Raw genomic sequence first — 23670 nt, 5'->3', positions numbered from 1 at the left:
ACAGCCATTCCAGGCGCGTCATCGAGCAGACCGGCGCAAGCCGTTCTGTTCAGGTCAAACCCAACTGGTACACCAGCTCCCACTGGTGCGTGTCACGTATTGGTCATTGATGATTGTCGATCCACATACGTCCCCAACGATACGCGTAGGCCACCGCGTGTTCTTCGTCGAAGAAATAATCGAGCGCATCGAACGAATGCGCCCGGCTCGGATCTGCAGTGGTTTTGCCGATGGTCAGATTCGCGGCGAACAGCCCGTTGGGCAACTGTTGCGCGACCGGAGCGACCTCGTAACCTTTGTATTGGATAGCTTGTCGATTCATGATTTTGGCGATGATTCTGCCCATGTGCGTTGCAAGGGAAGCCAGACGCATAGTGTCGACCGGAGGGTCGGCGGGCAGGAACAAGCGTAGGCGCGGTGGCCTCGCCAGTGAACCAATCATTCGTCGCAAGCAAATTACGCTCGACCTGGAACTGTCTTCGCAATTTCGGATGAGGCGACCCCGGATGCGTCGAGACCACTATCCGGTGCGTCGCGCTGCCTGTCTGTTACTTGGCACACGCAGCGTAGGGGTGCTTTTTAGGGTTGATTCAGGCGTGCTGCGGCTTTGGCTTCGTATGCCGATGCAGGTAGCGGCGCCGTTTGACGGGCTGCGTGGCACCGGGGCGCCGCGTACCTTCGCCTGCCAGTTAGCTGGCGAGCGTGAACACCTTGGCCGTGCGGCCTTCGGGCGCCGCGCCGCGAGGCACCGACGTGTGCTGCGTGCTGAACGCGAGGGCAAACTGTGCGGCCTGCTGGCCGACTGTAGCAAGCTGGTCGACCACTTTCGGGTCGGAGCAGGTATCGACGGTTTCGAAGCGTGTCTCGAGCGTATTGATGCCGGCGCCGAACGGCGTGGGCCAGCCGCGCAAGGCGTGCACGATCGAGCGCAGCGACGTCAGTACCGAACCGGCGGCCTGCCAGCCATAGGCCGTGACCACGCAGCCCACCGCACGGCCGTCGAGGTAAGGACGCTCGTCGCCACGCAGTTCTTCGAGCGTATCGAGCGCATTCTTCACGAGACCGGAGACGCCGCCGTGGTAGCCGGGGGTGGCGATGATCAGCGCGTCGGCTTCGCGCACGGCTTCGATCAGCTCGAGCTGGGCGTCGGTGCGTTGCGGATCTTCAGGGGCGTAGTGCGGCAGGCTATGTAGGAACGTGCCGCCGAACAGGCGGGTGCGTGCACCGGCTGCTTCGGCGCCGCGCAGTGCAAAACCGAGGGCACGCTCGGTCGACGATGCCGCACGCGTGGTGCCGCCGATGCCGATGACGAGCGGCCGGCGTTGGTGATCGAAACTGGTCAACGAAATGCTCCTTCGGTAGCGGCTGCCGGGGGCGCGGCGCAGGGCTGCGCGCAAACTCGCCGGGCAAACGGGACTTGGCCCGCGGGACTTAAACCGCCATCTTAGTGATCGATACTAGCAGCACGAAGCGACTTTTCGTTCTAACGATATACGCCGGGAGGGTTATCGACGCAGGGCCGCCGTGAAATGCACCTGAAGCGGGCATGGATAAGCAAAGCGAAAACGCTTCGTTGGCTGTGGGCTGGGGCGCCGCTATGATTGGCCCGTCTCCTCCATGACTAACTCCTTGACATGGGTCTCGGCCCCGCTATCGCGAGATGACGGGGCCATTTTTTTGCCACGGTGCAATCCGGTCGCTTTGCGCAAAGCGGGCGAGACGTTTGTGCACGTCCTGTATCACCTTGACGGGGGTCTCCTGCAACTGCTGGTCGTGCAGCGCCAGCAACCGTTCCAGCGCATGTGCTTCGGCGTCTTCCAGGTGCCAGACATCTGCCCCGGTGGCCCGCGCCGCACTGCGCTCGAGCGCCTGCTCCGCGTGCGTATAGAGCGTGGCGTCAGCCGTGCCGAAACCTGCTTCCTGCAGATACCAGGCCACATACAGGACATGAATCAGTTCGCTCAGCAGATGGCCGTTTCCCGAGCCGGCACGCAACGCTTCCAGTGCGAGATGGCTGCGTAACGACCGTTCTCTGATCGATTGGACTGTAAGCGGCAGCAGCATGGCTTTCGCTGCCGATTTCCCTCTGGAACCTCGCAGGGCCGGATGTTTTCTTTTATTCATCTTGGGTAAAACTCACAGACTTGCTGGATTTTGAGTCGCGATTTTATATGCGCTCGCTCTCATATTGATTTAATTTTTTGATTTTTAAAAGTCAGCTGGAAAATAATCGTGAGGAGATCCCGAGTCCTTGCTGGAATGACGGGTAATCATCAGTTCGATTTAACTATTTGGAATCATGCATTCCGGGTCGAAAATATTCGAATCGCTTGCGGCCTGTGCTTCCGGGCCGTCCGATAGGGTGAGGCAGGTGTGCTGTGTCAACGTGCTGACATAATCGCTCGAATAATAAGGACGGTTTCGCATGCGGCATGCATTTTTATGGAACTCCAGAATACGGCGCTCCGCCGCGCTGGCTCGAATGGCCTTAAACCTGTGGCGCGCCGGCAACCCGCCCATAAAATCAGGGCGAATTCCTGTAGAGATTCGATCCGTTGTCACATCGATCTGGTACATGGGAAGGGACAACCCTCGTAGGAGACCGATGTGAGCATCCGAACTACCGATGTACGCCCCACGATTGCTGCGAAACACCCGTTCGAGAGTTGCTTCATGGACCTTGGAAGCCATTCGGCCGACAAGGCGCTAATCGCACTGACCGACGCTATGCATGCCGAACAGCGCGATATGAATGCCTACGACTGGATCACCCAGGCGCTACCCGGCGCGACGCTCAAGCCGGCCCACGCAATCGGCACGGTGGGCGAGTTGTACCGTTCCTTTACCCGGCCCGCGGAATTTGGCCGGTTGAAGGACATCTGGCGGTTGTGAGGAGCGCGAGCAGAGGAGGATAACGGGTTCGGTCAACGGCTCGATTTCGACAGCCGGTGGCCGAGTCCCAGATTGGTCGCGATCTGCCAGGCGTAGACCCGCGAGTACTGCACCCCGAAGCGCGCGGCGATCAGCTCGCGCAAGCGTACGTTGGTCCATGCATCGCTCGGGAAACCGTGCTCGCGTGCGGAGCCGCGCAGTGCGGCGGCGACCCACTCGAGCGCCGCGGCGTCGAGCGCGGACGAGCGGCCACCGACGCTCATCTTCTTCAACGCGTCGAGGCCGCCGCTCTCCAGCATGGCCTTATAGCGTTTGACGGTGGCGGTAGACAGATGAAGGGCATCGGCCACTGCGCTGACCGAAGAACCCGCCATCAGCATCTGGCCCGCGCTCATGCGCCGGACGACAGTGGGAAGCTCTTCGGTTCGGGATGGCATAGATTGACCGTCCGTCAAAGTCCGGGCGCATAGGCAATGCGAGCGTTCCATCTGGAAAACCATGCCCAGCCGTTGTCATTGAACCCAGAAAACGGCCGCGCAGGGGCGGATAGCATTACTAATAAATGATTTTTTATTGAATGTGTTGGAAAGGGATAAAAATAATTGCGGTCGTGATTTTTCCATTTTTCCTATGAAGAGGTGTGTGGGGAATTGGCGGTTCAGTAGGATTGAAACAATCCTACTGATTATTTCTGATTTCGATATCACCTTAATGGTGCTTGATGTTCGGCAAGACGTTTGCTAGCATCCAGTAACACTTTTACATGGTCTGCAGAATGTCGCAGAAACTCAATCCACACCGGGCTCACCGTCTGTCTGCCACGTCTCGTTGAGAAACGTTGTGCGGCGCTTCATCACCGCATTCTCTTATTTTAATGCGCGACTGATGGAAGAACATGAGATATCGCGGTTTTATCTATTCTTCCCATCGCGAATTTCGGTTTCACCGTCATTCTCTGACAGAAAACATCAATTGTTTTGGAATTCGATATAAACAGATTTATCCGTTTGGCCATCGCTTGACTCCTGAGCGACTGCGGAGTCGGAAATGGCAATTCGCGCTTAAGCGCAGGCGCGGGTGGAGCGCCGTATAGCGGTTTGTCTGCCGGAATGCCGGGTCAGTGCAACGTTTCAATGAGTTAGGAGAGCATAGTGAACCTGTTTATTTCGCGTGATGGCGGCGAGCCTGCCTTGCGGGTGCGGCGCATGGTCCTGATGGGCTCCGCGCTGGCGGCGCTGGTCGGTGCCCCCGTGGTGCTCGCCCAGGCTCCCGCGTCTGGGAGCAACGCGCCGGCCCAGGCGCAACCCGAGATGCAGCAGCAGGCCGTCGATGCGCTGAACAAGCTCGGCAACTACTTGCGCACCCTGAAGAGCTTCCGTATCGAGGCCGATAGCGTGACGGACGCCGTGCTGACAACGGGCCAAAACGTCGGCTTCCTGCATCGCACGGAGATGTCGGTGCAGCGTCCGGACAAGGTCAGGGTCGTGGTCACAGGGAGCCGCGCGCCGAAGGGCCTGATCTACGACGGTCACACGTTCGTGCTGTTCAACGACACCCATCACTACTACAGCCGGGTGCCGGCGCCGCCTACCATTCGCGAACTCATTGCCGACGCCGACGACAAGTACGGCGTCCAGCTTCCGCTCGTCGACCTGTTCTACTGGGGCGAGCAGTCGGACGACGAAAAGTCGCTGACGAGCGCGCTCTTTATCGGCCTCGACAAGGTCGACGGCAAATGGTGCAACCACTATGCCTATCAACAGCCGGGCCTCGACTGGGAGCTCTGGATCCAGACCGGCGCGCGGCCATTGCCGTGCCGGTTTGTCGTGACGGATACGACCCAGCCATCGCGGCCGCAGCATGCGGTCAACTATCAGTGGACGTTGAACCCCACCTTCGAAGCGGGCACCTTCACGTTCCATCCGGGCCCTGGCGCGAGGGAGATTCCGATGCGGCCACCGACCACGACGGGCGACGACCAACAGGGAGACGCGCAATGAAACCACTGACGCGATTGACCGGTATTGCGCTCGCCGTGATGTTTTCGGCAACCTCAACCTCGACGTTTGCCTTTGGTTTTCGTGGTGGCGCGCGGACCAGCATTCATGGCGGCGGTGGCGGTGGTTTCCATGGAGGTGCTGGCGGTGGCGGTGGCGGATTTCAGGGCGGTGGTGGAGGAGGTGGGGGAGGCTTTCACGGTGGCGGTAATTTCGGCGGGGCGCAGGGCGGTGGTCCGTCTCATGGTGGCGGCGGTCAATCTGCGCACGGAGGCGGTGGCGGCAGCAACGGCGGAGGGGGCGGCCAGAACTCGCACGGCGTTGGCAGCAGCGAACACAGCGGCGGCGGTGGCAGCAGCCACAACGGCGGTGGCAGTGACCACAACGGCGGCGGTAGCGATCACAACGGTGGCAGCGACCACAACGGCGGTAGCGACCACAATGGTGGTAGCGATCACAACGGCGGCAGCGACCACAACGGCGGCAGCGACCACAACGGCGGCAGCGATCACCACGACGATGGTCACCACGACGACGGACACCACGACGACGGACACCACGACGACGACCACGATCATCACGACGATGACTACGATCACCATCATCACGACGACGGCTGGTACGTCGACCCGGTGGCGGTCGGCGTGGCAGTGGGCGTGACGACGGCAGTCGTAGTCGGAACGACCGTCGCGGCTTTACCGCCGAGCTGCAATAGCGTGATGGTCGGCGGTGTGTTGTATCAGCAGTGCGGGCCGAACTGGTATCAGCCGCAATACGTGGGCCCGACGGTGAAATACGTGGTGGTCACGCCGCCCCGATAAACGCTGAACCCGCGCGCCGGCCAGGTCCAGGCCGCGCGCTGCAGCGGTGCCTGCTCACGCTCGCTGTCTTTATAGGGACTGTAGATGCCAATCGACTTCGAGGCGAGGATCGCACAGTTGCTTTTGCGGGCAGCGCGGCACAGGAAACTGGTTCCGTACGGCGCGTTCCATGCTATTTTCCCCGCGGATTACGCGTTAAACAGGCGCTATGCCGCCCTGGAGCGCACGGCTGCATCCATCTGCGATTTGCAGCTTGCCGATTACGCATCGCTCCTCTGCACTGACTCGGGTTTGCCGGGCCCGGACTTCTACGCCCGCTTCAAGCGTCTGCACGCCGAGCGTTATTACACGGTGCTCGGCGCAGACCGCACCCGCAAACTCAAACTCGTGGAAAAACAGCGCTTTGCCCGTGAAGCGCGCGAAGAGGTCTACCGGCATGCCCGAGCCGCCAAAGAGGAATTGCCCGCGGACGCGCAAGAGGCGCTCGAGGCCGCTGCCGCTGCGCGTTCCGCGGCACGCCCAGTCCGCAATGCGGTGCTAGGCGTCGCGCTCGTCACGAGTGGATTGCTCGGTGCTCCGGCGGCCGATGCACAGGAGTTCTCACTGTTCGGTGGAGGTTCCCGCGCCGGCAGCACCAATACCTACACATGGGCCTTCAATTACCAGGAAGGTCTCGGACAATACTTTGCAGCCAGCTTTAGCTGGCTGAACGAAGGCCATATTCCCGACCATCATCGTGACGGCCAGATGGTTCAGCTCTGGGGCCGCATTCCCGTCGGCAATCCTAAGTTCGTTCTGCAGGCGGGTATCGGCCCGTATCGCTATTTCGACACGACCACCGCCGATCAGGGCGGCAGCTATTCCGACACCCACGGCTGGGGCGTGGTCTATAGCGTGCGTGCAGCATATTACGCATCGAGTCGCTGGATTACGCAGCTGCAGCTCAATCGCGTGCATGTACAGCGTGGTCCGGATGCGACCAGCGTTATGTTCGGCGTAGGCTATCAGCTCGACGCACCGGATACGCCAGGTCCGCGAGACTGGGCAGCCGGCAGCAGCACTAACGTGACCAATAACGAGGTGGCTGTGTATCTGGGCAAGACTATCGTCAACTCGACGAGCTCGCCGTCTGCGCTGGGCGGCGCCATCGAGTACCGGCGAGGTCTTGCCAGATATCTCGATGTGACGCTCGGCTATCTGCATGAAGGCAGCAGCAAACTGGCGCGCCGGGATGGCATTACGAGTCAGCTCTGGGCAACCCGTGCGTTCTTTAACGACAAGGTGACGCTCGGCGTGGGAGCCGGCGCGTACTACGCGATCAACGAAAACGAGAACAGCGAATCACCGGGACCAGGAGCCGGCAAATTCTCCGGTCTCGTCACCATTGCAGGTTCCTATCGTTTCACCAGAAGCTGGGATGCGCGGCTTGAATGGAACCGGGTGGTGACCCGTTACAACCGCGATTCTGATGTGATATTTGCTGGTGCGGGCTATCGGTTCTGACGGCCGGTTGAAACGCAAGCCGAACCGGCAACGAGGGCGGCGCAGGTTGCGCAGGCGTATTGCTGAAGGAGGTACTCCATGGCCCATACAGGTTCCGTCATCGTCGCGTTGTGCCTGGCTGTGGGTAGCCTGGTTACGACGAGCGCTTACGCGGATGACGAGGCCGTCGCTGACCGCATCCAGTCGGCCGGCCGCGGCGCGCACCTTGGACGTGATCTGTGCGGCTTCACGGCCGCGCAAATCGCGACCTACAAGGCGAATCTGAAGCGCTCGCTTTCCTCGCCGCCCAGCTTCGACACGCAATGGGACTACGGATGGCAGCGGGCCACCCCCACCTTGCTCCAATACCAGTCGCTTAAAGTGGGTGACCCGCAGGACTACGAATCGCGGGTGCACCTCGTTTGCGCAACGCTGCACAGAATCGGCAAGCGGGTTACGAAGGCGCCCGACAACAGCAGCCAGACGAAGCCTTAGGTGTCCCGCAAAGCGATACAGCGCTCAGGCCGCCAGGCGGCAAATGCTTTACTTCACCTGTTCGACCTGACCGCGAATCTCGCCGCCGGGGTTCTTCGCGGTATGGACGTTGAAGTACCAGTTGCCGGCCAGCAGATCGCTTTCCTGCGCAGCGCTCAGCGTGGCGTCGCCATCAATCGGACTGGCCAGTTTGTCCATCGGGATCGGAACCGCCACCGGCGCGTTCTTGCCGACCGGTGCCGGGCCGTGGAAATGCGCCATGCTGGCGGGCCCGGTGAGGTCCGCGTAGGTGACCTTGTAATGCAACACCTTCGACGCGGTGTCGTAGGTTGCCGTCAATTCGCCGTGTCCGTCGCTGGTTTTGGGCGGCACTTCGGAGGAGGCGAGCAGGTGGGCTTGCAGGTTGAGCGTGTCGGCAACGGCGAGCGCAGGTGCGGCGAGACTCAGAGACAACACCAGTGCGGTAAGCGTTCGATTCATTTTCATGGACGTCTCTTGAAATGGACAGGATGTAACCTCCGACGCCGCGTGGCCTTGCGGCCATGCGGTGCGTCACCGGTTACTCCATTGAACGCTCGCTGTTTCCGGCTTATTCCCTGCCGCAACGATATTTTTTTGCCGGGTTCAGTTAGCCGCCAGCATCGAGATGCCCGCATCGCCGAACAGCGTCTGCACGTCGTTATCGGAGATACGTTTGGCCAGTGCAGGCAGGTCGGTCCCTTCGGGCTTGCCGATCAGCGCGTAGCTGAGATCGGCGTGCCGCCAGGTCACGACGTTCATGCTCTCAACGCGTCGTTCTGCGATCGTGGTGTCAGGCTTGCCTTCCTTCATGACGCATAGCGCGATGGGCGCGCCCTGCTGCGGCAGATAGACGATCTGCACCAGGGGTTTGTCTTTAAAGCGCAACCGTTGCACGCGCTTGAAGGTCAGGCCCGCCTGACTCAGATCCGGAATCCGTACGTTCAGACCGTCCTGATGCTGGATTTCGTCGACGGTTTGCGCCGTGAGTTCGGCATTGACCGGCACCTGTGCCACGGTCTCGCGCGAATAGAGCTGCTGATATCCCGCTGCAGCGGCGACCCAGCCTGGCTCTTCGGGATTGGCTGCCGCGAGCGTCGCAGTGGGACTGCTGTTCGGGGTCGCGCCAAAACCCGGCAGGAAGCGCGTTCCAATGCCGTAGCAGACTACCCCCGCAACAAAGGCGACCGCGAGCCACTGCGGCGCGATACGCAGGCGCGAGCGGATGGGCGCCGAAGGTGCCGTAAAGGCGTCGCGCGTGACGGCGGCGTCGTTGGCGCCCGGCGTGGCGGTGCGTTGTGCATGGGCGCGCGCCATCGCGGCAACGGCTTCGGTCAGGCTGTCCGGCACCGGCGGCAGCTTTTGCTGGGCGAACGCTTGCGCATACGGCAACTGCGACGCGCGTAATTGCGCGACGAGTTCGGCGGTATCAGGCGACACAGCGATCTCCTTTTCGATCTCCTGGCATTCTTCTGCAGACAGCTCGCCGTCCACATATGCCATCAACAAAACAGAGTCCATTTTCATGAGACCGGGTCCTTACTCGCAACTGTGACTTTTGTTTTTTGATTGTCCCGAACCCCGAACAGCGTGCCGATGGTCTGGCGCGCGCGCGACAAGCGGCTCATGACGGTGCCGATCGGGACCTCGAGCACCTCCGCCGCTTCACTATAACTAAGCCCTTCGACGGCGACCAGCAGCATGACGACGCGCTGCGCTTCCGGCAACTGTCCGACCGCATTGACAATCTGGTTATTGATCGCGTTTTCCTCCGGCGTGCGCGCCGCCGGATCGGCGACGGTTTCAAGCATGTCGTCGTCCCACTCCGTGCTGGAGCGGTTGCGCCGGCTGCGGGCGCGCAACTCGTCGATCCAGGTGGAGTGCACGATGGCGAACATCCAGCTGAGGGTGGAGGTGCCGGGCTGTAACTGGTGGGCGCGTTCGAGCCCGCGCAGGCAGGCGCGCTGCACCAGGTCTTCGGCATCGTGCCGGTCGCCTGAAATGCGTAACGCGAACGACCACAGGCGCGGCAGCAACTCCGGTAGCTGGCTGGGTAAGTCTGAGCCGGTCATCGACAGGTTCCTTGCTAGGTGTTCGGTGTCTTTGGACGGATGGCTGGATTTTAACGACAACTGGTGTTCTTCGCTCACATTGGCCTCGCCGGGCGGGCAAGGCGGGTCCGAACCGGGGACATGCGGATTTCCCGTGGCGACACGAAGCGGTTAAAGTTGAACTACTGCGGTCGAACTACTGCGGTCGAAGTAGTGCGCTGTAACGCAGACGAGGTACGGCAGGCGCCCGGCAGGGCGACCGTCTGCCGGGAAGGCGCGGCGGGCCAGCCGCGAGCCGCGGACGCGCGCTCTACTCACGACGAAGGGGGACGAGTGAGGCATCGAAAGCTTTCCCTGCGTCGACGCTGGCGCAAAGCATTCCGCACTTACGGAGCGCTGGTCGCGCAGAGCGTGGGCGGCCACCCGTTTCTCGCGGGTTTCGCCGGGACGGTGGTGGCGACTGCTATGGCGAGCCTGACCTTTCTGACACTCTACGATGGCCGGGCCGACGCGCTGCGCCATGCCCACGAAACCTCGGAGAACCTCGTATCGCTGATTTCCAGCGACCTTGCGCGCAATGTCGAGATCTACGATCTGTCGTTGCAGTCGATGGTCGACAACGCGCAGGACCCGGCCACCTGGCGCCTGTCGCCGGCGCTGCGGCAAGCTGTGCTGTTCGATCGCGCGACTACCGCCGCCTACCTCGGTGGCGCCTATGTATTGGGCATAGACGGCCTCCCGCGCGCTTCCCAGAATGGCGACCGCAATCCAGTGGTGCCGCTTAGCGACCGCGACTATTTTGTCGCTCAGCAGCGCAATCCGTCGCTGGGCCTGTTCGTATCGCATCCGTATCGTTCCCGATGGCGCGGCGGCAATCCGTCGATCGGGCTGACCCGGCGTATCAACGCACCCGACGGCAGCTTCGCGGGCGTTGCGATGCTGGCTATCCGGCTCGAATATTTTCAGCACCTGCTCGACAGGATCAACACGGGCACGTCCGGGTCTGTGTTTATCGTCCTCGACGATGGAACCTTGCTGGCCCGCAAGCCGTTTGCCGAAAGCGATATCGGCACCAGCATCGCCAAGTCTCCCACTTTCACGATCATGGCGGCGCACGCGGAGGGGTCGTATATCGCGAGTTCGGCCGTCGACGGCGTACGGCGCATGTTTACCTATGCGCGTGTGCACAACACGCCGTTGATCGCTGTGGTGGCGCCGTCGCTCGACGATGTGCTTGCCGAATGGCGGCGGCGCAGCCTGATTGCCGGCGGCCTCACGCTCGCGCTGGGCGCGGTGTTCGTGGTGCTGTCGTGGTTGCTTGCATTTACCCTTCAGGACAAGGTCGCGGCGCAGGCAGAACTGATCCGGCTCGCGGCGACGGACCCGCTGACCGGCCTGAGCAACCGTCGCGTACTCGACCGCCGGCTCGACGAAGAGTGGTTGCGCGCGCGGCGTCATGGCAGTCCGATGTCGGTGCTGTTTGTCGACATCGATCACTTCAAGCAGTTTAACGATACCTACGGCCACGCCGCGGGCGACGAAGTGCTGACCGCGGTGGCCGAATGCATCGCGTCGGCGGTGCGGCGTCCGGTGGATCTGGTGGCACGCTATGGCGGCGAAGAGTTTGCCGTGGTGCTGCCGGATACCCCGGCGGCAGGGGCGACGAGCGTCGCGGAGAAGATCCGCAAAAGGGTCCAGGGCATGAGCCTGTTCTATGGGCAGAGCGGCCACGGCAGCGTAACGGTGAGTGTGGGCTGCGCCACTTGTGTGCCGGCTCAGGGGGCGAGTGCTTCCGGGTTGATGGCTGCCGCCGATGCGCAGTTGTATGCGGCGAAGTCGGCGGGGCGGAATCGGGTGAGTGCGGCGGCTTGACGTTCGCGCTCTCGCGATCCACTTTTGTTATCGCATCTTCCAATACTCGAATTGTTCCGGTATCGGCCACGCCGTATATTGGCTGACACCAACACAACCACACTGTGACCCGGGTACGACTGGGTGTCATAGGAGCGAGACAAGCGATGAACCGAATCGATCTGGAGGGGCGTACCGTCGTCATTACTGGCGGGGCGCGTGGAATTGGCTATGCAGTGGCGCAGCGCGCGCTGAACTCGGGCGCCTCGGTGGCGCTGTGGGACGTCGACGCGGCGCGTCTCGAGCGCAGCCGCGGCGAACTGGCCGAACTCGGCAAAGTCTCGACGGCGATCGTCGAACTGACCGACGAGGCTTCGGTGAATAAGGCGGTCAGCGAAACGCTTGCCGCCCACGGCACGATCGACGTGCTGATCAACTGCGCGGGCATCACCGGCGGTAACGGCACCACGTGGGAGCTGGAGCCCGATGTCTGGCGCCGCGTGATCGACGTGAACCTGATCGGCCCGTATCTGACCTGCCGCGCTGTGGTACCGCAGATGCTCAAGCAGGGCTACGGCCGCATCGTCAATATCTCCTCGGTAGCCGGCAAGGATGGCAACCCGAACGCGTCGCACTACAGCGCCTCGAAGGCCGGCCTGATCGGCCTCACCAAATCTCTCGGCAAAGAACTCGCCACCAAAAACATTCTGGTCAACGCCGTCACGCCGGCGGCAGCCAAGACCGAAATCTTCGATTCGATGTCGCAGCAGCATATCGACTACATGCTCTCGAAGATCCCCATGAACCGCTTCCTGCTGCCCGAAGAGGCGGCCTCGCTGATCCTGTGGCTGTCGTCGGAAGACTGCGCGTTCAGCACCGGTGCGGTGTTCGATTTGTCGGGTGGGCGCGCGACTTACTGATGTTCAGTCAGACGTTGAGCACGCGAGTGCTGCGTGCTCATCAACGTATGTGGCAGCCTGGACGCGCATCGCAGCGCGCCATGAGGGCGAAGCCGTCAGCACGCTGCCGGCCAGCCTAGCCCGCGTAGACGGGGTAGTGACACCGGTCGCTGGGGCGTACGACAGTCAAGCCGCCACGTCCCACGAGCGGATCAGGAGCAGGAGACAACATGAATCCGAATTCGCCCGCATCCCTCGAGGCGATTAACAGCAAGGTCATGCGGCGTTTGTTGCCGTTTCTTTTGCTGATGTACGTACTGGCTTTCCTCGATCGCGCCAATATCGGCTTCGCGCAAAAAGCGCTGCAGCACGATACCGGTTTGTCGAACGCTGCGTTTGCGTTTGGCGCCGGGGTGTTCTTTATCGGCTATGCATTGTTCGAAGTGCCAAGCAATATTCTGCTGCATCGGGTGGGCGCACGTCTGTGGATGTGCCGCATCATGGTGACATGGGGCCTGGTGTCGGCGTCGATGTGTCTTGCACACACGCCCACCGCGTTCTACACGATTCGTTTTCTGCTTGGCGTCGCGGAGGCTGGTTTCTTCCCGGGCGTCATCTATTACCTTACGCACTGGTTCCCGCAATCGTCGCGGGCGCGTGCCGTGGGCGTGTTCTATTTCGGCGCGCCACTCGCGTTTATCTTCGGCAGTCCGCTCTCGGGCCTGCTGCTCGAACTGCATGGCACCGCGGGTCTGGCGGGCTGGCAATGGCTGTTTCTGATCGAAGGCGTGATGGCCGCGGCTGTCGGCGTATGGGCGTTCTGGTATCTCGACAATCAACCCGAAGACGCGCGCTGGCTCGATAGGGCGCAACGTATCGCCTTACGCGCCGCACTCGACGAAAACGCTCGCGATGCCGCCGCGCATGGGCCTCGCAATCTCCTCGCTGCGCTGCTCGACCGCCGCGTGCTGGGGCTCTCGGCGATCTATCTGCTGATCCAGATGAGCGTCTACGGCGTGATCTTCTATCTGCCGCAACAGGTGGCCGCGCTTTTGGGCACGACGGTGGGTTTGCGTGTCGGCCTGGTCGCGGCGCTGCCGTGGCTGTGTGCGCTAGTCGTGACGTGGCTCGTGCCGCGCCGCGCTGACCGCAGCGGCGGACATCGCGCCTGGGCCGTTGCGTTGCTGGTGCTTGCCGGGCTTGGCATCGGTGCATCGGGATTGACGCATAGCCCCTTGTTTGCGCTGCTTTCGCTGTGTTGCGCCGCCAGTGGCTTTATCGCCGCGCAGCCGCTGTTCTGGACCTTCCCCACGCGCTATCTGACCGGCGCAGCGGCAGCAGGCGGCATTGCCCTGATCAACTCGCTTGGCGGCCTGGGCGGTTTTATCGCGCCGTCGCTGCGCACCGCTGCGGAACACAACTTCGCTTCGACCTCAGCGGGCTTGCTGGTGCTCGGCGCGGCGAGTCTGCTGGCTGCCTTGCTGATCGCCACGCTGTTTCGCCGGTATAGCGCGCCGACGCCCCAACCGCTTACCCCATTGACGCATCACTGACGCATCACCGAGACACCGCGCCCGCCAGGCATCGACGGCCGCGCTTTACTGCACTACAAACGGAGCCTCTCTTATGGCCATGCCTACTATCAAGCACGTGCGTGCCTTTATCGTCCGTGGCGGCGGCGCGGATTATCACGACCAGCCCGACGGCCACTGGATCGACGATCACATCTCGACGCCTATGGCGCGTTACCCCGAGTATCGCCAGAGCCGTCAGTCGTTCGGCATCAATGTGCTGGGCACGCTGGTGGTCGAGATCGAAGCGAGCGACGGCACCGTCGGCTTTGCTGTGACAACAGGTGGCGAGATCGGCGCGTTTATCGTCGAGAAGCACCTGGCGCGTTTCCTCGAAGGCCAGCTTGTCACCGACATCGAGAAAATGTGGGATCAGATGTATTTCTCCACGCTCTACTACGGTCGCAAGGGTGTGGTGCTGAATACGATTTCGGGCGTCGATCTGGCCTTGTGGGATCTGCTCGCCAAAGTTCGCAAAGAGCCGGTGTATCAGTTGTTGGGCGGTCCGGTGCGCGACGAACTGGTGTTCTACGCAACCGGCGCACGGCCCGATCTCGCCAAGGAAATGGGCTTTATCGGCGGCAAGCTGCCGCTGCAACACGGCCCGGCCGAAGGCGCGGAAGGACTCAAGAAGAATCTCGCGAAACTCGCCGATATGCGCTCGAAAGTCGGCGACGACTTCTGGCTGATGTTCGATTGCTGGATGAGCCTCGACGTCCCGTACGCTACCAAACTCGCACACGCGGCGCACGAGTACGGTCTGAAATGGCTGGAAGAATGCCTGCCGCCGGACGACTACTGGGGTTACGCCGAACTGCGCCGCAACGTCCCGCGCGGCATGATGGTCTCCACGGGAGAACACGAGGCGACGCGGTGGGGCTTTCGCATGCTGCTCGAGATGGAATGCTGCGATCTGATCCAGCCGGATGTCGGCTGGTGTGGCGGCATCACCGAGCTGATCAAGATTTCCGCGCTGGCCGATGCGCATAACGTGATGGTGGTGCCGCACGGCTCGTCGGTGTACAGCTATCACTTCGTGGTGACGCGTCATAACTCGCCGTTCGCCGAGTTTCTGATGATGGCGCCAAAGGCCGATGAGGTGGTGCCGATGTTCACACCGCTGCTGCTCGACGAACCGGTGCCCGTGAATGGCCGCATGAAGGTGCCGGACACCCCGGGTTTTGGCGTGCGGCTCAATCCGGAATGCGCGTTGGTGCGGCCTTATCCGCGTTGAAATGCGCCAGATGCGCCGGGCACGTTGAACGGCATGTCGAAACGTGCGTCGAAAGGCGCACGATGCAATCCGATCGATCAAGGAGAAAGAAGTGCTGCTCAAGGACAAGGTGGTGATCGTCACAGGCGGATCGCGTGGCATCGGCCGGGCCATCGCGGTGGCTTGCGCTCGCGAAGGCGCCGATGTGGCGATCAACTACTGGGGCGATAACGACGCGTCGTACGGACGCCGCTCGGCCGTCGAAGAAGTGCTGGCCGAGATCAAGGCACTGGGCCGGCGCGCGCTGGCAGTGGAAGGCAACGTGGCCGCGCATGAAACCGGCACGGAGCTGGTGCGCCGCACGGTGGAAGCGTTCGGCAAGGTCGACGTGCTGGCGAGCAACGCGGGCATCTGTCCGTTTCACGCGTTCCTCGACATGCCGCCGGAGGTGCTGGAAACGACGGTTGGGGTCAACCTGAATGGCGCGTTCTTTGTGACGCAGGCCGCGGCACAGCAGATGAAGGCGCAGGGAACAGGCGGCGCGATCGTCGCGACCAGTTCGATCAGCGCGCTGGTGGGCGGCGGTATGCAGACCCATTACACACCGACCAAGGCCGGCGTGCATTCGCTGATGCAGTCATGCGCGATCGCGTTGGGACCGTATGGCATCCGCTGCAACTCGGTGATGCCGGGCACCATCGCAACGGATCTGAATGCCGAGGACCTTGCCGACGAAAGCAAGAAAGCCTACTTCGAGAAACGGATACCGCTAGGCAGGCTAGGGCGTCCGGAGGATGTCGCAGACTGCGTGGTGTTCCTCGCCTCGGACTACGCCCGCTATGTGACGGGCGCGGCATTGCTGGTAGACGGCGGTCTGTTCGTCAACCTGCAGTGAACGTGCGAGGCTCAGTGGGCGGGCAGCGGCGCAATGTGACCGGCGGGAACTGCGACCGCTGCTCCCTTGCTGCTTTCCGGTTGCGCATTCGCGTCGCGGGCAAGCTGATGCGAGACGCTACGCAGCAGGTCGATGAAATGCAGCGCGGGTTCAGCGAGCGCTTCTTCCTTGCGAGTCAGAATGCCGAAGCCGGACAGGCTTTTGCCGATTTCGACGGGCAGCGCCACCAGCAGTTTGCCGCGCACGTGATCGCGCACGACGGATTCGGGCAGCATCGCGACGGCGTCGTAGTTTTCGAGCAATTGCAGGGTGGCGAAGATCGAGGCGCATTCGGTCAGATTGACCGGCGTGGCGAGCCCCGCGCGGGCCAGTTCCTCTTCGAACAGCACGCGCGCCGGACTTGTTACGGGCTGCGCGACCCACGGCCAGTCGATCAGTTCGCGCAAGGTAATGGCCGAGCGCTGCGCCAGCGGATGAGCGGCGCGCACCACCAGCATCAAGGTTTCGCGGGCGAGCGGTTCGAAGCTGAAGTCGTTGTGTTGCAAGGGGCTGGTCAGCCGGCCAAGCGCCAGGTCCACTTCGCGGCGGTGCAGCAACTGGACCACCTGATCGCTGGTTTCACCGAGGATGCGCACATTGAGCAGCGGCCGTTCCGTCTTCAGCGCGGCGACCGCCATGGCCAGCAGGTCGGGCGCGGCGCCCATGATGGCGCCCACGGTCAGCTGTCCATGTCCGCCTTTGCGTTTGACGTCGAGGTCTTCGGCAAAGCGGGTCAGCTCCGCCAGCGCGCGGCGCGCATAGGCGAGGGTGACGACGCCAAGCGAGGTGGGCTGCATGCCGCGCGCGTTGCGCTCGAACAGCAGGAAGCCGAACGCTTCCTCGATATCGCCCAGCATGCGGGACGCGCTGGGTTGCGCGACATTGACCGCATCGGCGGCCTGATGCAGGTTGCGGGCGTCGTCGAGCGCGACCAGCAGCGCCAGATGCTTGAATTTGAGCCGGTTGACGAGGGCGACGGTGGCAGCGTTCTGGCTCATTGGGCAAATGCGGTGACAGATACGGTGAAAAGTGCATCGGAAGGCACGGCTTGCAAATGCAATCGCCGGGCATGCGATCCGGTTTCTGGATCGCCCAATCCCAACAACGGATTGAGATGCTATCGATCGAGGAATTATAGTCGGTTCAGACGCTTCCCCCAGAAAGCGCCCCGGCAGATCAAAACCCAACACGGGAGACAGGCCGCAATGGAGACAATCGCTTTCCGGATGGTGCTAAACCCCGGCATGCGCGACGAATACGAGCGCCGGCATCAGCAGATCTGGCCCGAGCTGGTTGATGCGTTGCAGCAGGCGGGCGTGCGCGACTACCGCATCTTCTTCGACGGGGGCACCCACCACCTCTTTGCCATCCTGACACGTACCCCCGATCATCATATGGACCGTTTGCCCGAGCTCGAAGTCATGCGCAAATGGTGGGATCACATGGCCGACATCATGCAGACCGCCCCGAATCACACGCCGCTGCAGCAGGCGCTGGAGCCGGTGTTTCATCTGCAGTCGGCGGGTTGAAGCGAGGAGGCTATTCCATGCAAGTTGTCGACCCGCATATCCATCTGTGGGATCTGAAGACGCACCATTACCCGTGGCTTGCGAATCCGGGCGTGTCGTTTGTTGGGGACGCGCGCGAACTCAAGCACGACTATCTGCTGGCGGATCTGCTGCGCGAAGCGGGCGAGATCCAGATTCTGAAAGTGGTGCACGTGGAGGCGAATCACGACCCCGCCGATCCGGTCGAGGAGACTCGCTGGTTGCAAGGCCTCGCGAATGAGGCTGGGTCGCGCGGCATGCCGAATGGCATCGTCGCGGGCGTTGATCTCTCTGCGCCGAATGCCGCGCAGGTTTTAGAAGGGCACGCGGCCTTTGCGAATACGCGCGGCATTCGGCAGATCCTGAACGTGCACGAGAACAAGCTGTTCGACTACATCGGGCGCCATCTGATGCGCGATTCCGTATGGCGCGAGAATTTCGCGCTGTTGCGGCGCTATGACATGTCGTTCGATATGCAAATCTATCCGTCGCAGATGGACGAGGCTGTGGCGCTGGCCCAGGCCCACGCGGATACGCAGTTCATCATCAATCACGCGGGAATGTTCGTTGACCGCAGTAGCGTGGCCGGATACCGCGCATGGCGCGACGGCATGCGCAAGTTGGCCGGCTGCCCGAACGTGACCGTGAAACTCAGTGGCTTCGCGATGTTCGATCACCAATGGACGGTGGAAAGCCTGCGTCCTTATGTGCTCGAGACGATCGATACGTTTGGCGTCGAGCGCGCGATGTTTGCATCGAATTTCCCGGTGGACCGTTTGTTTGGCTCGTATGAAGATCTTTGGCGCGGCTACGCATCGATCGTTGCGGATGCAAGCGCTGCCGAAAGGGACGCGCTGTTTCGCCGCAACGCGGAGCGCGTGTACCGGATCTGATGCGGATTGACGTCGTCACCCGGCGACGTGGCAACACAGCATCCGCGATGAAACGCGGCGCGCTTACGACGCCGCATGATGGAGGAGACAGGCAGTGCAGCAACAGACAACCGCTACGCCCCGGCTTGAACTGCGGCATGCGAGCAAATCGTTCGGGCGGGTGCGCGCGTTATCCGACGGCGACCTCAAGCTATTGCCGGGCGAAGTGCATGCGCTGCTCGGCGAAAACGGCGCGGGCAAATCGACGCTGGTGAAGATTCTTGCCGGGGTGCATCAACCGGATACCGGCGAGATTCTGATCGATGGCGTCGCGCAGAGCTTTGCGACGCCCGCCGCGGCACGCGATGCCGGTCTCGCGGTGATCTATCAGGAACCCACGCTGTTCTTCGATCTCTCGATTGCCGAGAATATTTTCATGGGCCGCCAGCCGGTGGACCGTATTGGACGGATTCAGTACGACGCGATGCGCAGCGAAGTGAATGGCCTGCTCGCATCGCTCGGCGTCGATCTGCAGGCGGATCAACTCGTACGCGGGTTGTCGATCGCCGATCAGCAGGTGATTGAAATTGCCAAGGCGCTGTCGCTGAACGCGAACGTGCTGATCATGGATGAGCCGACCGCGGCGTTGTCCTTGACCGAGGTGGAGCGGCTCTTTGCGATCGTGCGCAAGCTGCGTGAACGCGATGTCGCGATCCTGTTTATTACCCACCGTCTCGACGAAGTGTTTGCCTTGACGCAGCACGTCACCATCATGCGTGACGGTGCCAAGGTATTCGACGCGCCTACCGCGGATCTCACAACGGCGGCGATTGTGGCCAAGATGGTCGGGCGCGATCTGGAGAGCTTCTACCCGAAGGCGGATGTCGCGCCGGGAGAAGTGCGTTTGTCGGTGCGTGGACTGACGCGGTTGGGTGTGTTCAAGGACATCTCGTTCGAAGTCCGCGCGGGTGAAATCGTGGCGCTGGCGGGTCTGGTTGGCGCGGGACGCAGTGAAGTGGCGCGGGCGATCTTCGGTATCGATCCGCTCGACGCGGGTGAGGTGTGGATTGCCGGTAAACCGCTTGCCACCGGACGCCCCGCCGCAGCAGTGCGCGCCGGCTTAGCGCTGGTGCCGGAAGACCGTCGTCAGCAAGGTTTGGCGCTTGAACTGAGCATCGCGCGCAATGCGTCGATGACGGTGCTCGGGCGCCTCGTCAAACACGGACTCATCTCCACGCGCAGCGAAACGCAACTTGCGGCGCAGTGGGGCACGCGTCTGCGTCTGAAAGCAGGTGATGCCAATGCACCGGTCGGCACGCTCTCGGGCGGCAACCAGCAGAAGGTCGTGCTCGGCAAATGGCTCGCGACCGACCCAAAGGTCCTGATCATCGACGAACCCACGCGCGGCATCGACGTCGGCGCCAAAGCGGAGGTGTATAGCGCACTGGCGGAACTGGTCACGAACGGCATGGCCGTGCTGATGATCTCTAGCGAATTGCCAGAGGTGCTCGGCATGGCCGACCGCGTACTGGTGATGCACGAAGGATGTATCAGCGCCGAGATTGCACGCGCCGATGCGAACGAAGAACGGATCATGGGCGCCGCGCTAGGCCAGCCTGTGAACCCACTAGGGCACGCCGCATGATGCGCCACTCCCATACTCATCCTCATCCGGCGCCAGTGCGGCCTCCCGTCGCCGGTGGTCCGCCTGCGAAAACGGGCGGACTGGTTTCCGCACTGGCAAAAAGCCGCGAAACCACGCTGTTTGTCGTGCTGATATTGCTGATCGTAGGCACCGCTCTCGCGCGGCCGCAGTTTCTGAATCTGCAGAATCTGCGCGACGTGCTGCTGAATGTGTCGATTATCAGCTTGCTGACGGCCGGCATGACGGTCGTGATCCTGATGCGGCATATCGATCTCTCAGTGGGATCGACGGTCGGTATCAGCGCCTATGCGGTTGGCAGTCTGTATGTCGCGTTTCCGCATATGCCGGTGATCGTGGCGCTGGCGGCTGGTCTCGCGATCGGCCTGGTAGCGGGTGGCATCAATGCGCTGCTGGTGGCGGTAGGGCGCGTGCCGTCGCTGGTCGCCACGCTGTCGACGCTCTATATCTTCCGCGGCGCGGACTATGCATGGGTGCATGGCGGACAGATCAATGCGACCAGTTTGCCCGATGCCTATTCGCGGCTTGCGACCGGCGTGTTCTTCGGCGTGCCGACGCTCGCCCTGATCGCCATTGTGGTGCTGATCGGCTTGTCGGTGTATCTCAAGCAGTTTCGCGCCGGCCGTGAGCACTATGCGATCGGTTCGAATCCGGAAGCGGCGCGGCTCGCGGGCGTCAATGTCGAGCGGCGCGTGATGTCGGGCTTTCTATTGTCCGGTGCGATTGCGGGCTTTGCGGGCGCGCTATGGCTCGCGCGTTTCGGCACTGTGGATGCCAGTACTGCTAAAGGTATCGAACTGCAGGTGGTAGCCGCAGCCGTGGTGGGTAGCGTCGCGATTACGGGTGGTGTCGGCACCATCCTCGGCGCGACACTGGGTGCGCTGGTGCTGGGCGTGATCAGTATCGCGCTGGTGGTGCTGCGCGTGTCGCCATTCTGGGAGCAGGCTATTCAGGGCGCGCTGATCGTCGTGGCGATCGCAGCCGATACCTTGCTGGCCCGCTCCGTCGCCAAACGCATGATAAGGAAACGCGATCATGGCTAAACCCGATTCCGCGCTGCTGACCCGCAAACGCGAGACGCCGTTGCGCTGGGAAGTGCTGCTTGTGATTGTGCTGGCGTTGTCGCTGGCCTTGGGCCGCGTGTTGTCGCCGGTGTTTCTGACCGGCGCCAATATCAGCAACGTCCTCGCCGATCTCACCGAAATCGCGCTGATGGCGCTGCCGATGACCTTGATCATCGTCGCCGCTGAAATCGATCTCTCGGTGGCTTCGGTGCTCGGGGCATCGAGTGCGCTGATGGGCGTGCTGTGGCATATGGGTCTGCCGATGCCGGTCGTGATCGTGCTGGTGCTGATCGTCGGCGCGCTGGCCGGGCTGCTGAACGGCCTCGTGATCGTCAAGCTGAACCTGCCGTCGCTTGCTGTGACGATCGGTACGCTCGCGCTGTTTCGCGGCCTCGCTTATGTGCTGCTCGGCGATCAGGCGGTCGCGGATTTTCCGGCTGGCTACACGGCCTTTGGCATGAACAACCTTGGCCCGACGTTTATCCCGTTGCCATTTGTGATCGTGATCGTCGGCGCCGTGATTTTCACGGTGCTGTTGCAGGCCACGGCGTTTGGCCGCAGCCTCTACGCGATCGGCGCCAATCCGACCGCCGCGACGTTCTCCGGTATCGAAGTGGCGAAGATCCGCTTGCGCCTGTTTGTGATGTCGGGCGCGATGAGCGCGCTAGCCGGCGTCGTCTATACGCTGCGCTTTACCAGCGCGCGTGGCGACAATGGCGAGGGTTTCGAGCTTTCCGTGATCGCGGCGGTGTTGTTTGGCGGTGTCAGCATTTTTGGGGGGCGCGGCTCGATGGTCGGCGTGTTGCTGTCGCTGCTGATTATCGGCGTGCTGAAAAACGCGCTGACGCTCGATGACGTCTCGAGCGAAACGCTCACGATCGTCACCGGCGTGCTGCTGCTGGCGTCGGTGCTGATCCCCAATCTGGTGGCCCGCTGGCGCGCGATGCGCGACCGGCGGTTTATCGCCAGGTCGTCGGCGTCCTAGTTTTGCCGTACGGCTGTTGTACGGTGTGCCGTTCCTGATATCAACAACCCGGACGCATTAACGTCCGATTATCTAGCCAGGAGACACTTCATGTTCAAACCCCTACGTCAGGCCGGAGCCGTCGCGCTCTGCGCCACGCTGCTGGGCATCAGCCTCGCAGCAGGCGCGGCCGATCTCAAGAGCGGCCTGAAGATTGCATTCATCCCGAAGCAGATCAACAACCCGTACGAGGTGATCGCCGATAACGGCGGTATGGCCGCGATCAAGGAATTCGGCGGCGTCGGCAAGGTGGTGGGGCCGTCGGATGCGGGCGCATCGTCCCAGGTGCAATACATCAATACGCTGATCACGCAGCGTCAGGATGCGATCGTGATCGCCGCCAATGATGCGAACGCGGTCGTGCCTTATCTTAAGAAGGCGATGTCGCAGGGCATCAAGGTCGTCACGTTCGACTCGGATACGGCGCCGGAAGGGCGGCAACTGTTTGTGAATCAGGCCAACGCGGAAGGCATCGGGCGCGGGCAGGTCCAACTGGTTGCGAAGCTGATGGGCGGCGAGGGCGAGTTTGCGATTCTCTCGGCCACGCCCAATGCGACGAACCAGAACACCTGGATCAAATGGATGCAGGAGGAGTTGAAGAAGCCGGAATACTCGAAGATCAAGCTCGTGAAAATTGCCTACGGCAATGACGATGACCAGAAGTCGTTCGTCGAGACTCAGGGTCTGCTGCAGGCTTACCCGAATCTGAAGGCGATCGTTGCGCCGACGACGGTAGGCATTGCGGCGGCGGCACGCTACATCTCGACGTCGTCCAGCAAGGGCAAAGTGGATGTGACCGGCCTGGGCACGCCGAACCAGATGCGCGCGTTCGTCAAGAACGGCACGGTGAAAGCGTTCCAGTTGTGGGATCCGAACCAGCTCGGGTACCTCGCTGCCTATGCCGCTGCGGCGCTCGCTTCGGGGACGATTACCGGCAAGGAAGGCGAGTCGTTCGCCGCGGGTAAGCTCGGCAAGCGCACCATCGGGCCGCAGGGCGAAATCATTCTTGGACCGCCGACCACGTTCGATTCGAGCAATATCGACAACTTCAATTTCTAACGCTCAAGCGTCAGGAAGAGGGCACGCGGTTGTGCCTGGCAAAACGCCCTTCGGGGCGTTTTTGCTATCGGAAGGAACTATTCGCGAACCTTGCAAAGTTGTTTGGCAAAAATACATTGCGGGTAAACACCCGGTTAGCCGTTTGATCGCCTAAGTGGGCTATAAAATCTGTCAAGTAAGACGTAAATATAACCAAAAATAGCGATTAACCCTTCGG

25 protein-coding genes are annotated in these 23670 nt (G+C 61.9%); 16 read left to right on the top strand and 9 right to left on the bottom strand.

What is annotated here, in order from left to right; genetic code table 11:
• Positions 1-103: 103 nt before the first annotated feature.
• From BUS06_RS34745 to BUS06_RS37675, 4 genes are all read right to left on the bottom strand, one after another.
• A complete protein-coding gene (locus tag BUS06_RS34745; protein ID WP_074269490.1) occupies positions 104-322 on the bottom strand; it encodes a transcriptional regulator in 219 nt (72 codons plus the stop codon).
• Between the two features lie 367 nt (positions 323-689).
• Complete coding sequence (locus tag BUS06_RS34740) at positions 690-1343, bottom strand: NADPH-dependent FMN reductase (protein WP_074268776.1); 654 nt, start codon at positions 1341-1343, stop codon at positions 690-692.
• A 307-nt stretch (positions 1344-1650) separates the two neighbouring features.
• Positions 1651-2064 carry a hypothetical protein gene (locus BUS06_RS34735; protein WP_083611733.1) on the bottom strand — a complete coding sequence of 138 codons (414 nt, stop codon included), beginning with the start codon at positions 2062-2064 and terminating at the stop codon, positions 1651-1653.
• Between the two features lie 219 nt (positions 2065-2283).
• Positions 2284-2577 (bottom strand): hypothetical protein, encoded by a 294-nt coding sequence (locus BUS06_RS37675; RefSeq protein WP_143787703.1) that lies wholly within the window; start codon positions 2575-2577, stop codon positions 2284-2286.
• A gap of 30 nt (positions 2578-2607) precedes the next feature.
• On the opposite strand from BUS06_RS37675, the gene BUS06_RS34730 reads away from it, so the two are divergent.
• Entirely contained in the window at positions 2608-2892 is a 285-nt protein-coding gene (locus BUS06_RS34730) for a hypothetical protein (protein ID WP_074268774.1), read from the top strand.
• A gap of 32 nt (positions 2893-2924) precedes the next feature.
• Here BUS06_RS34730 and BUS06_RS34725 read toward each other — a convergent pair whose 3' ends face one another.
• Positions 2925-3329 (bottom strand): helix-turn-helix domain-containing protein, encoded by a 405-nt coding sequence (locus BUS06_RS34725; protein ID WP_074268773.1) that lies wholly within the window; start codon positions 3327-3329, stop codon positions 2925-2927.
• Between the two features lie 714 nt (positions 3330-4043).
• On the opposite strand from BUS06_RS34725, the gene BUS06_RS34720 reads away from it, so the two are divergent.
• The 4 genes from BUS06_RS34720 (at position 4044) to BUS06_RS34705 (ending at position 7687) form a co-directional block, all read left to right on the top strand.
• The gene (locus tag BUS06_RS34720; RefSeq protein ID WP_083611732.1) at positions 4044-4892 is read left to right on the top strand and encodes a DUF2092 domain-containing protein; all 849 of its coding nucleotides are present in this window, start codon (positions 4044-4046) and stop codon (positions 4890-4892) included.
• Positions 4889-5710, top strand: coding sequence for a hypothetical protein (locus BUS06_RS38010; RefSeq protein ID WP_074268772.1), 822 nt, complete (start codon positions 4889-4891; stop codon positions 5708-5710). Before BUS06_RS34720 ends, BUS06_RS38010 begins: the two co-directional genes overlap by 4 nt.
• Before the next feature lie 534 nt (positions 5711-6244).
• On the top strand, positions 6245-7213 hold the full coding sequence (locus BUS06_RS34710) for a hypothetical protein (protein WP_074269488.1): 969 nt from the start codon (positions 6245-6247) through the stop codon (positions 7211-7213).
• 78 nt (positions 7214-7291) lie between these two features.
• The gene (locus BUS06_RS34705) at positions 7292-7687 is read left to right on the top strand and encodes a hypothetical protein (protein WP_074268771.1); all 396 of its coding nucleotides are present in this window, start codon (positions 7292-7294) and stop codon (positions 7685-7687) included.
• Between the two features lie 48 nt (positions 7688-7735).
• On the opposite strand, the gene BUS06_RS34700 is transcribed toward BUS06_RS34705, so the two are convergent.
• From BUS06_RS34700 to BUS06_RS34690, 3 genes are all read right to left on the bottom strand, one after another.
• Entirely contained in the window at positions 7736-8173 is a 438-nt protein-coding gene (locus tag BUS06_RS34700; protein WP_074268770.1) for a CHRD domain-containing protein, read from the bottom strand.
• A 138-nt stretch (positions 8174-8311) separates the two neighbouring features.
• A complete protein-coding gene (locus tag BUS06_RS34695) occupies positions 8312-9232 on the bottom strand; it encodes an anti-sigma factor (protein ID WP_074268769.1) in 921 nt (306 codons plus the stop codon).
• On the bottom strand, positions 9229-9777 hold the full coding sequence (locus BUS06_RS34690) for an RNA polymerase sigma factor (RefSeq protein ID WP_074268768.1): 549 nt from the start codon (positions 9775-9777) through the stop codon (positions 9229-9231). The genes BUS06_RS34695 and BUS06_RS34690 overlap by 4 nt, the downstream gene beginning before the upstream one ends.
• Positions 9778-10089: 312 nt before the next feature.
• On the opposite strand from BUS06_RS34690, the gene BUS06_RS34685 reads away from it, so the two are divergent.
• The 5 genes from BUS06_RS34685 (at position 10090) to BUS06_RS34665 (ending at position 16185) form a co-directional block, all read left to right on the top strand.
• On the top strand, positions 10090-11628 hold the full coding sequence (locus tag BUS06_RS34685) for a sensor domain-containing diguanylate cyclase (protein ID WP_074268767.1): 1539 nt from the start codon (positions 10090-10092) through the stop codon (positions 11626-11628).
• A gap of 146 nt (positions 11629-11774) precedes the next feature.
• On the top strand, positions 11775-12527 hold the full coding sequence (locus tag BUS06_RS34680; RefSeq protein WP_074268766.1) for an SDR family NAD(P)-dependent oxidoreductase: 753 nt from the start codon (positions 11775-11777) through the stop codon (positions 12525-12527).
• 209 nt (positions 12528-12736) lie between these two features.
• Positions 12737-14059, top strand: a complete 1323-nt coding sequence (locus BUS06_RS34675) for an MFS transporter (protein ID WP_074268765.1) — start codon at positions 12737-12739, stop codon at positions 14057-14059.
• 73 nt (positions 14060-14132) lie between these two features.
• The gene (gene rhmD / locus BUS06_RS34670) at positions 14133-15311 is read left to right on the top strand and encodes an L-rhamnonate dehydratase (protein ID WP_074268764.1); all 1179 of its coding nucleotides are present in this window, start codon (positions 14133-14135) and stop codon (positions 15309-15311) included.
• A 91-nt stretch (positions 15312-15402) separates the two neighbouring features.
• Positions 15403-16185, top strand: a complete 783-nt coding sequence (locus BUS06_RS34665) for an L-rhamnose 1-dehydrogenase Lra1 (RefSeq protein WP_074268763.1) — start codon at positions 15403-15405, stop codon at positions 16183-16185.
• Positions 16186-16196: 11 nt separating this feature from the next.
• On the opposite strand, the gene BUS06_RS34660 is transcribed toward BUS06_RS34665, so the two are convergent.
• On the bottom strand, positions 16197-17222 hold the full coding sequence (locus BUS06_RS34660) for a LysR family transcriptional regulator (RefSeq protein ID WP_074268762.1): 1026 nt from the start codon (positions 17220-17222) through the stop codon (positions 16197-16199).
• Between the two features lie 207 nt (positions 17223-17429).
• On the opposite strand from BUS06_RS34660, the gene BUS06_RS34655 reads away from it, so the two are divergent.
• From BUS06_RS34655 to rhaS, 6 genes are all read left to right on the top strand, one after another.
• The gene (locus BUS06_RS34655) at positions 17430-17753 is read left to right on the top strand and encodes an L-rhamnose mutarotase (protein ID WP_074268761.1); all 324 of its coding nucleotides are present in this window, start codon (positions 17430-17432) and stop codon (positions 17751-17753) included.
• 17 nt (positions 17754-17770) lie between these two features.
• Entirely contained in the window at positions 17771-18664 is an 894-nt protein-coding gene (locus BUS06_RS34650; protein WP_074268760.1) for an amidohydrolase family protein, read from the top strand.
• 94 nt (positions 18665-18758) lie between these two features.
• A complete protein-coding gene (locus BUS06_RS34645) occupies positions 18759-20288 on the top strand; it encodes a sugar ABC transporter ATP-binding protein (RefSeq protein ID WP_074268759.1) in 1530 nt (509 codons plus the stop codon).
• A complete protein-coding gene (locus BUS06_RS34640; RefSeq protein WP_074268758.1) occupies positions 20285-21349 on the top strand; it encodes an ABC transporter permease in 1065 nt (354 codons plus the stop codon). The genes BUS06_RS34645 and BUS06_RS34640 overlap by 4 nt, the downstream gene beginning before the upstream one ends.
• Positions 21342-22355, top strand: a complete 1014-nt coding sequence (locus BUS06_RS34635) for an ABC transporter permease (RefSeq protein ID WP_074268757.1) — start codon at positions 21342-21344, stop codon at positions 22353-22355. Before BUS06_RS34640 ends, BUS06_RS34635 begins: the two co-directional genes overlap by 8 nt.
• A 90-nt stretch (positions 22356-22445) precedes the next feature.
• Positions 22446-23453: a rhamnose ABC transporter substrate-binding protein gene (rhaS, locus tag BUS06_RS34630; protein ID WP_074268756.1), complete on the top strand. Its 1008-nt coding sequence runs from the start codon at positions 22446-22448 to the stop codon at positions 23451-23453.
• Positions 23454-23670 lie beyond the last annotated feature (217 nt).

Source organism: Paraburkholderia phenazinium, assembly GCF_900141745.1.
Classification (GTDB): Bacteria; Pseudomonadota; Gammaproteobacteria; order Burkholderiales; family Burkholderiaceae; genus Paraburkholderia; species Paraburkholderia phenazinium_B.
The sequence above is the reverse complement of the archived record's forward strand: the minus strand, read 5'-3'. Positions and strand labels throughout refer to the sequence as shown.

Excerpts from the sequence above, each read along its gene's own strand:
- BUS06_RS34745 (WP_074269490.1), bottom strand. The coding sequence starts at position 322 with ATGAATCGACAAGCTATCCAATACAAAGGTTACGAGGTCGCTCCGGTC.
- BUS06_RS34735 (WP_083611733.1), bottom strand. The coding sequence starts at position 2,064 with ATGCTGCTGCCGCTTACAGTCCAATCGATCAGAGAACGGTCGTTACGC.
- BUS06_RS37675 (WP_143787703.1), bottom strand. The coding sequence starts at position 2,577 with ATGTACCAGATCGATGTGACAACGGATCGAATCTCTACAGGAATTCGC.
- BUS06_RS34725 (WP_074268773.1), bottom strand. The coding sequence starts at position 3,329 with ATGCCATCCCGAACCGAAGAGCTTCCCACTGTCGTCCGGCGCATGAGC.
- BUS06_RS38010 (WP_074268772.1), top strand. The coding sequence starts at position 4,889 with ATGAAACCACTGACGCGATTGACCGGTATTGCGCTCGCCGTGATGTTT.
- BUS06_RS34705 (WP_074268771.1), top strand. The coding sequence starts at position 7,292 with ATGGCCCATACAGGTTCCGTCATCGTCGCGTTGTGCCTGGCTGTGGGT.
- BUS06_RS34700 (WP_074268770.1), bottom strand. The coding sequence starts at position 8,173 with ATGAAAATGAATCGAACGCTTACCGCACTGGTGTTGTCTCTGAGTCTC.
- BUS06_RS34695 (WP_074268769.1), bottom strand. The coding sequence starts at position 9,232 with ATGAAAATGGACTCTGTTTTGTTGATGGCATATGTGGACGGCGAGCTG.
- BUS06_RS34690 (WP_074268768.1), bottom strand. The coding sequence starts at position 9,777 with ATGACCGGCTCAGACTTACCCAGCCAGCTACCGGAGTTGCTGCCGCGC.
- BUS06_RS34680 (WP_074268766.1), top strand. The coding sequence starts at position 11,775 with ATGAACCGAATCGATCTGGAGGGGCGTACCGTCGTCATTACTGGCGGG.
- BUS06_RS34675 (WP_074268765.1), top strand. The coding sequence starts at position 12,737 with ATGAATCCGAATTCGCCCGCATCCCTCGAGGCGATTAACAGCAAGGTC.
- rhmD (WP_074268764.1), top strand. The coding sequence starts at position 14,133 with ATGGCCATGCCTACTATCAAGCACGTGCGTGCCTTTATCGTCCGTGGC.
- BUS06_RS34660 (WP_074268762.1), bottom strand. The coding sequence starts at position 17,222 with ATGAGCCAGAACGCTGCCACCGTCGCCCTCGTCAACCGGCTCAAATTC.
- BUS06_RS34655 (WP_074268761.1), top strand. The coding sequence starts at position 17,430 with ATGGAGACAATCGCTTTCCGGATGGTGCTAAACCCCGGCATGCGCGAC.
- BUS06_RS34650 (WP_074268760.1), top strand. The coding sequence starts at position 17,771 with ATGCAAGTTGTCGACCCGCATATCCATCTGTGGGATCTGAAGACGCAC.
- BUS06_RS34640 (WP_074268758.1), top strand. The coding sequence starts at position 20,285 with ATGATGCGCCACTCCCATACTCATCCTCATCCGGCGCCAGTGCGGCCT.
- BUS06_RS34635 (WP_074268757.1), top strand. The coding sequence starts at position 21,342 with ATGGCTAAACCCGATTCCGCGCTGCTGACCCGCAAACGCGAGACGCCG.
- rhaS (WP_074268756.1), top strand. The coding sequence starts at position 22,446 with ATGTTCAAACCCCTACGTCAGGCCGGAGCCGTCGCGCTCTGCGCCACG.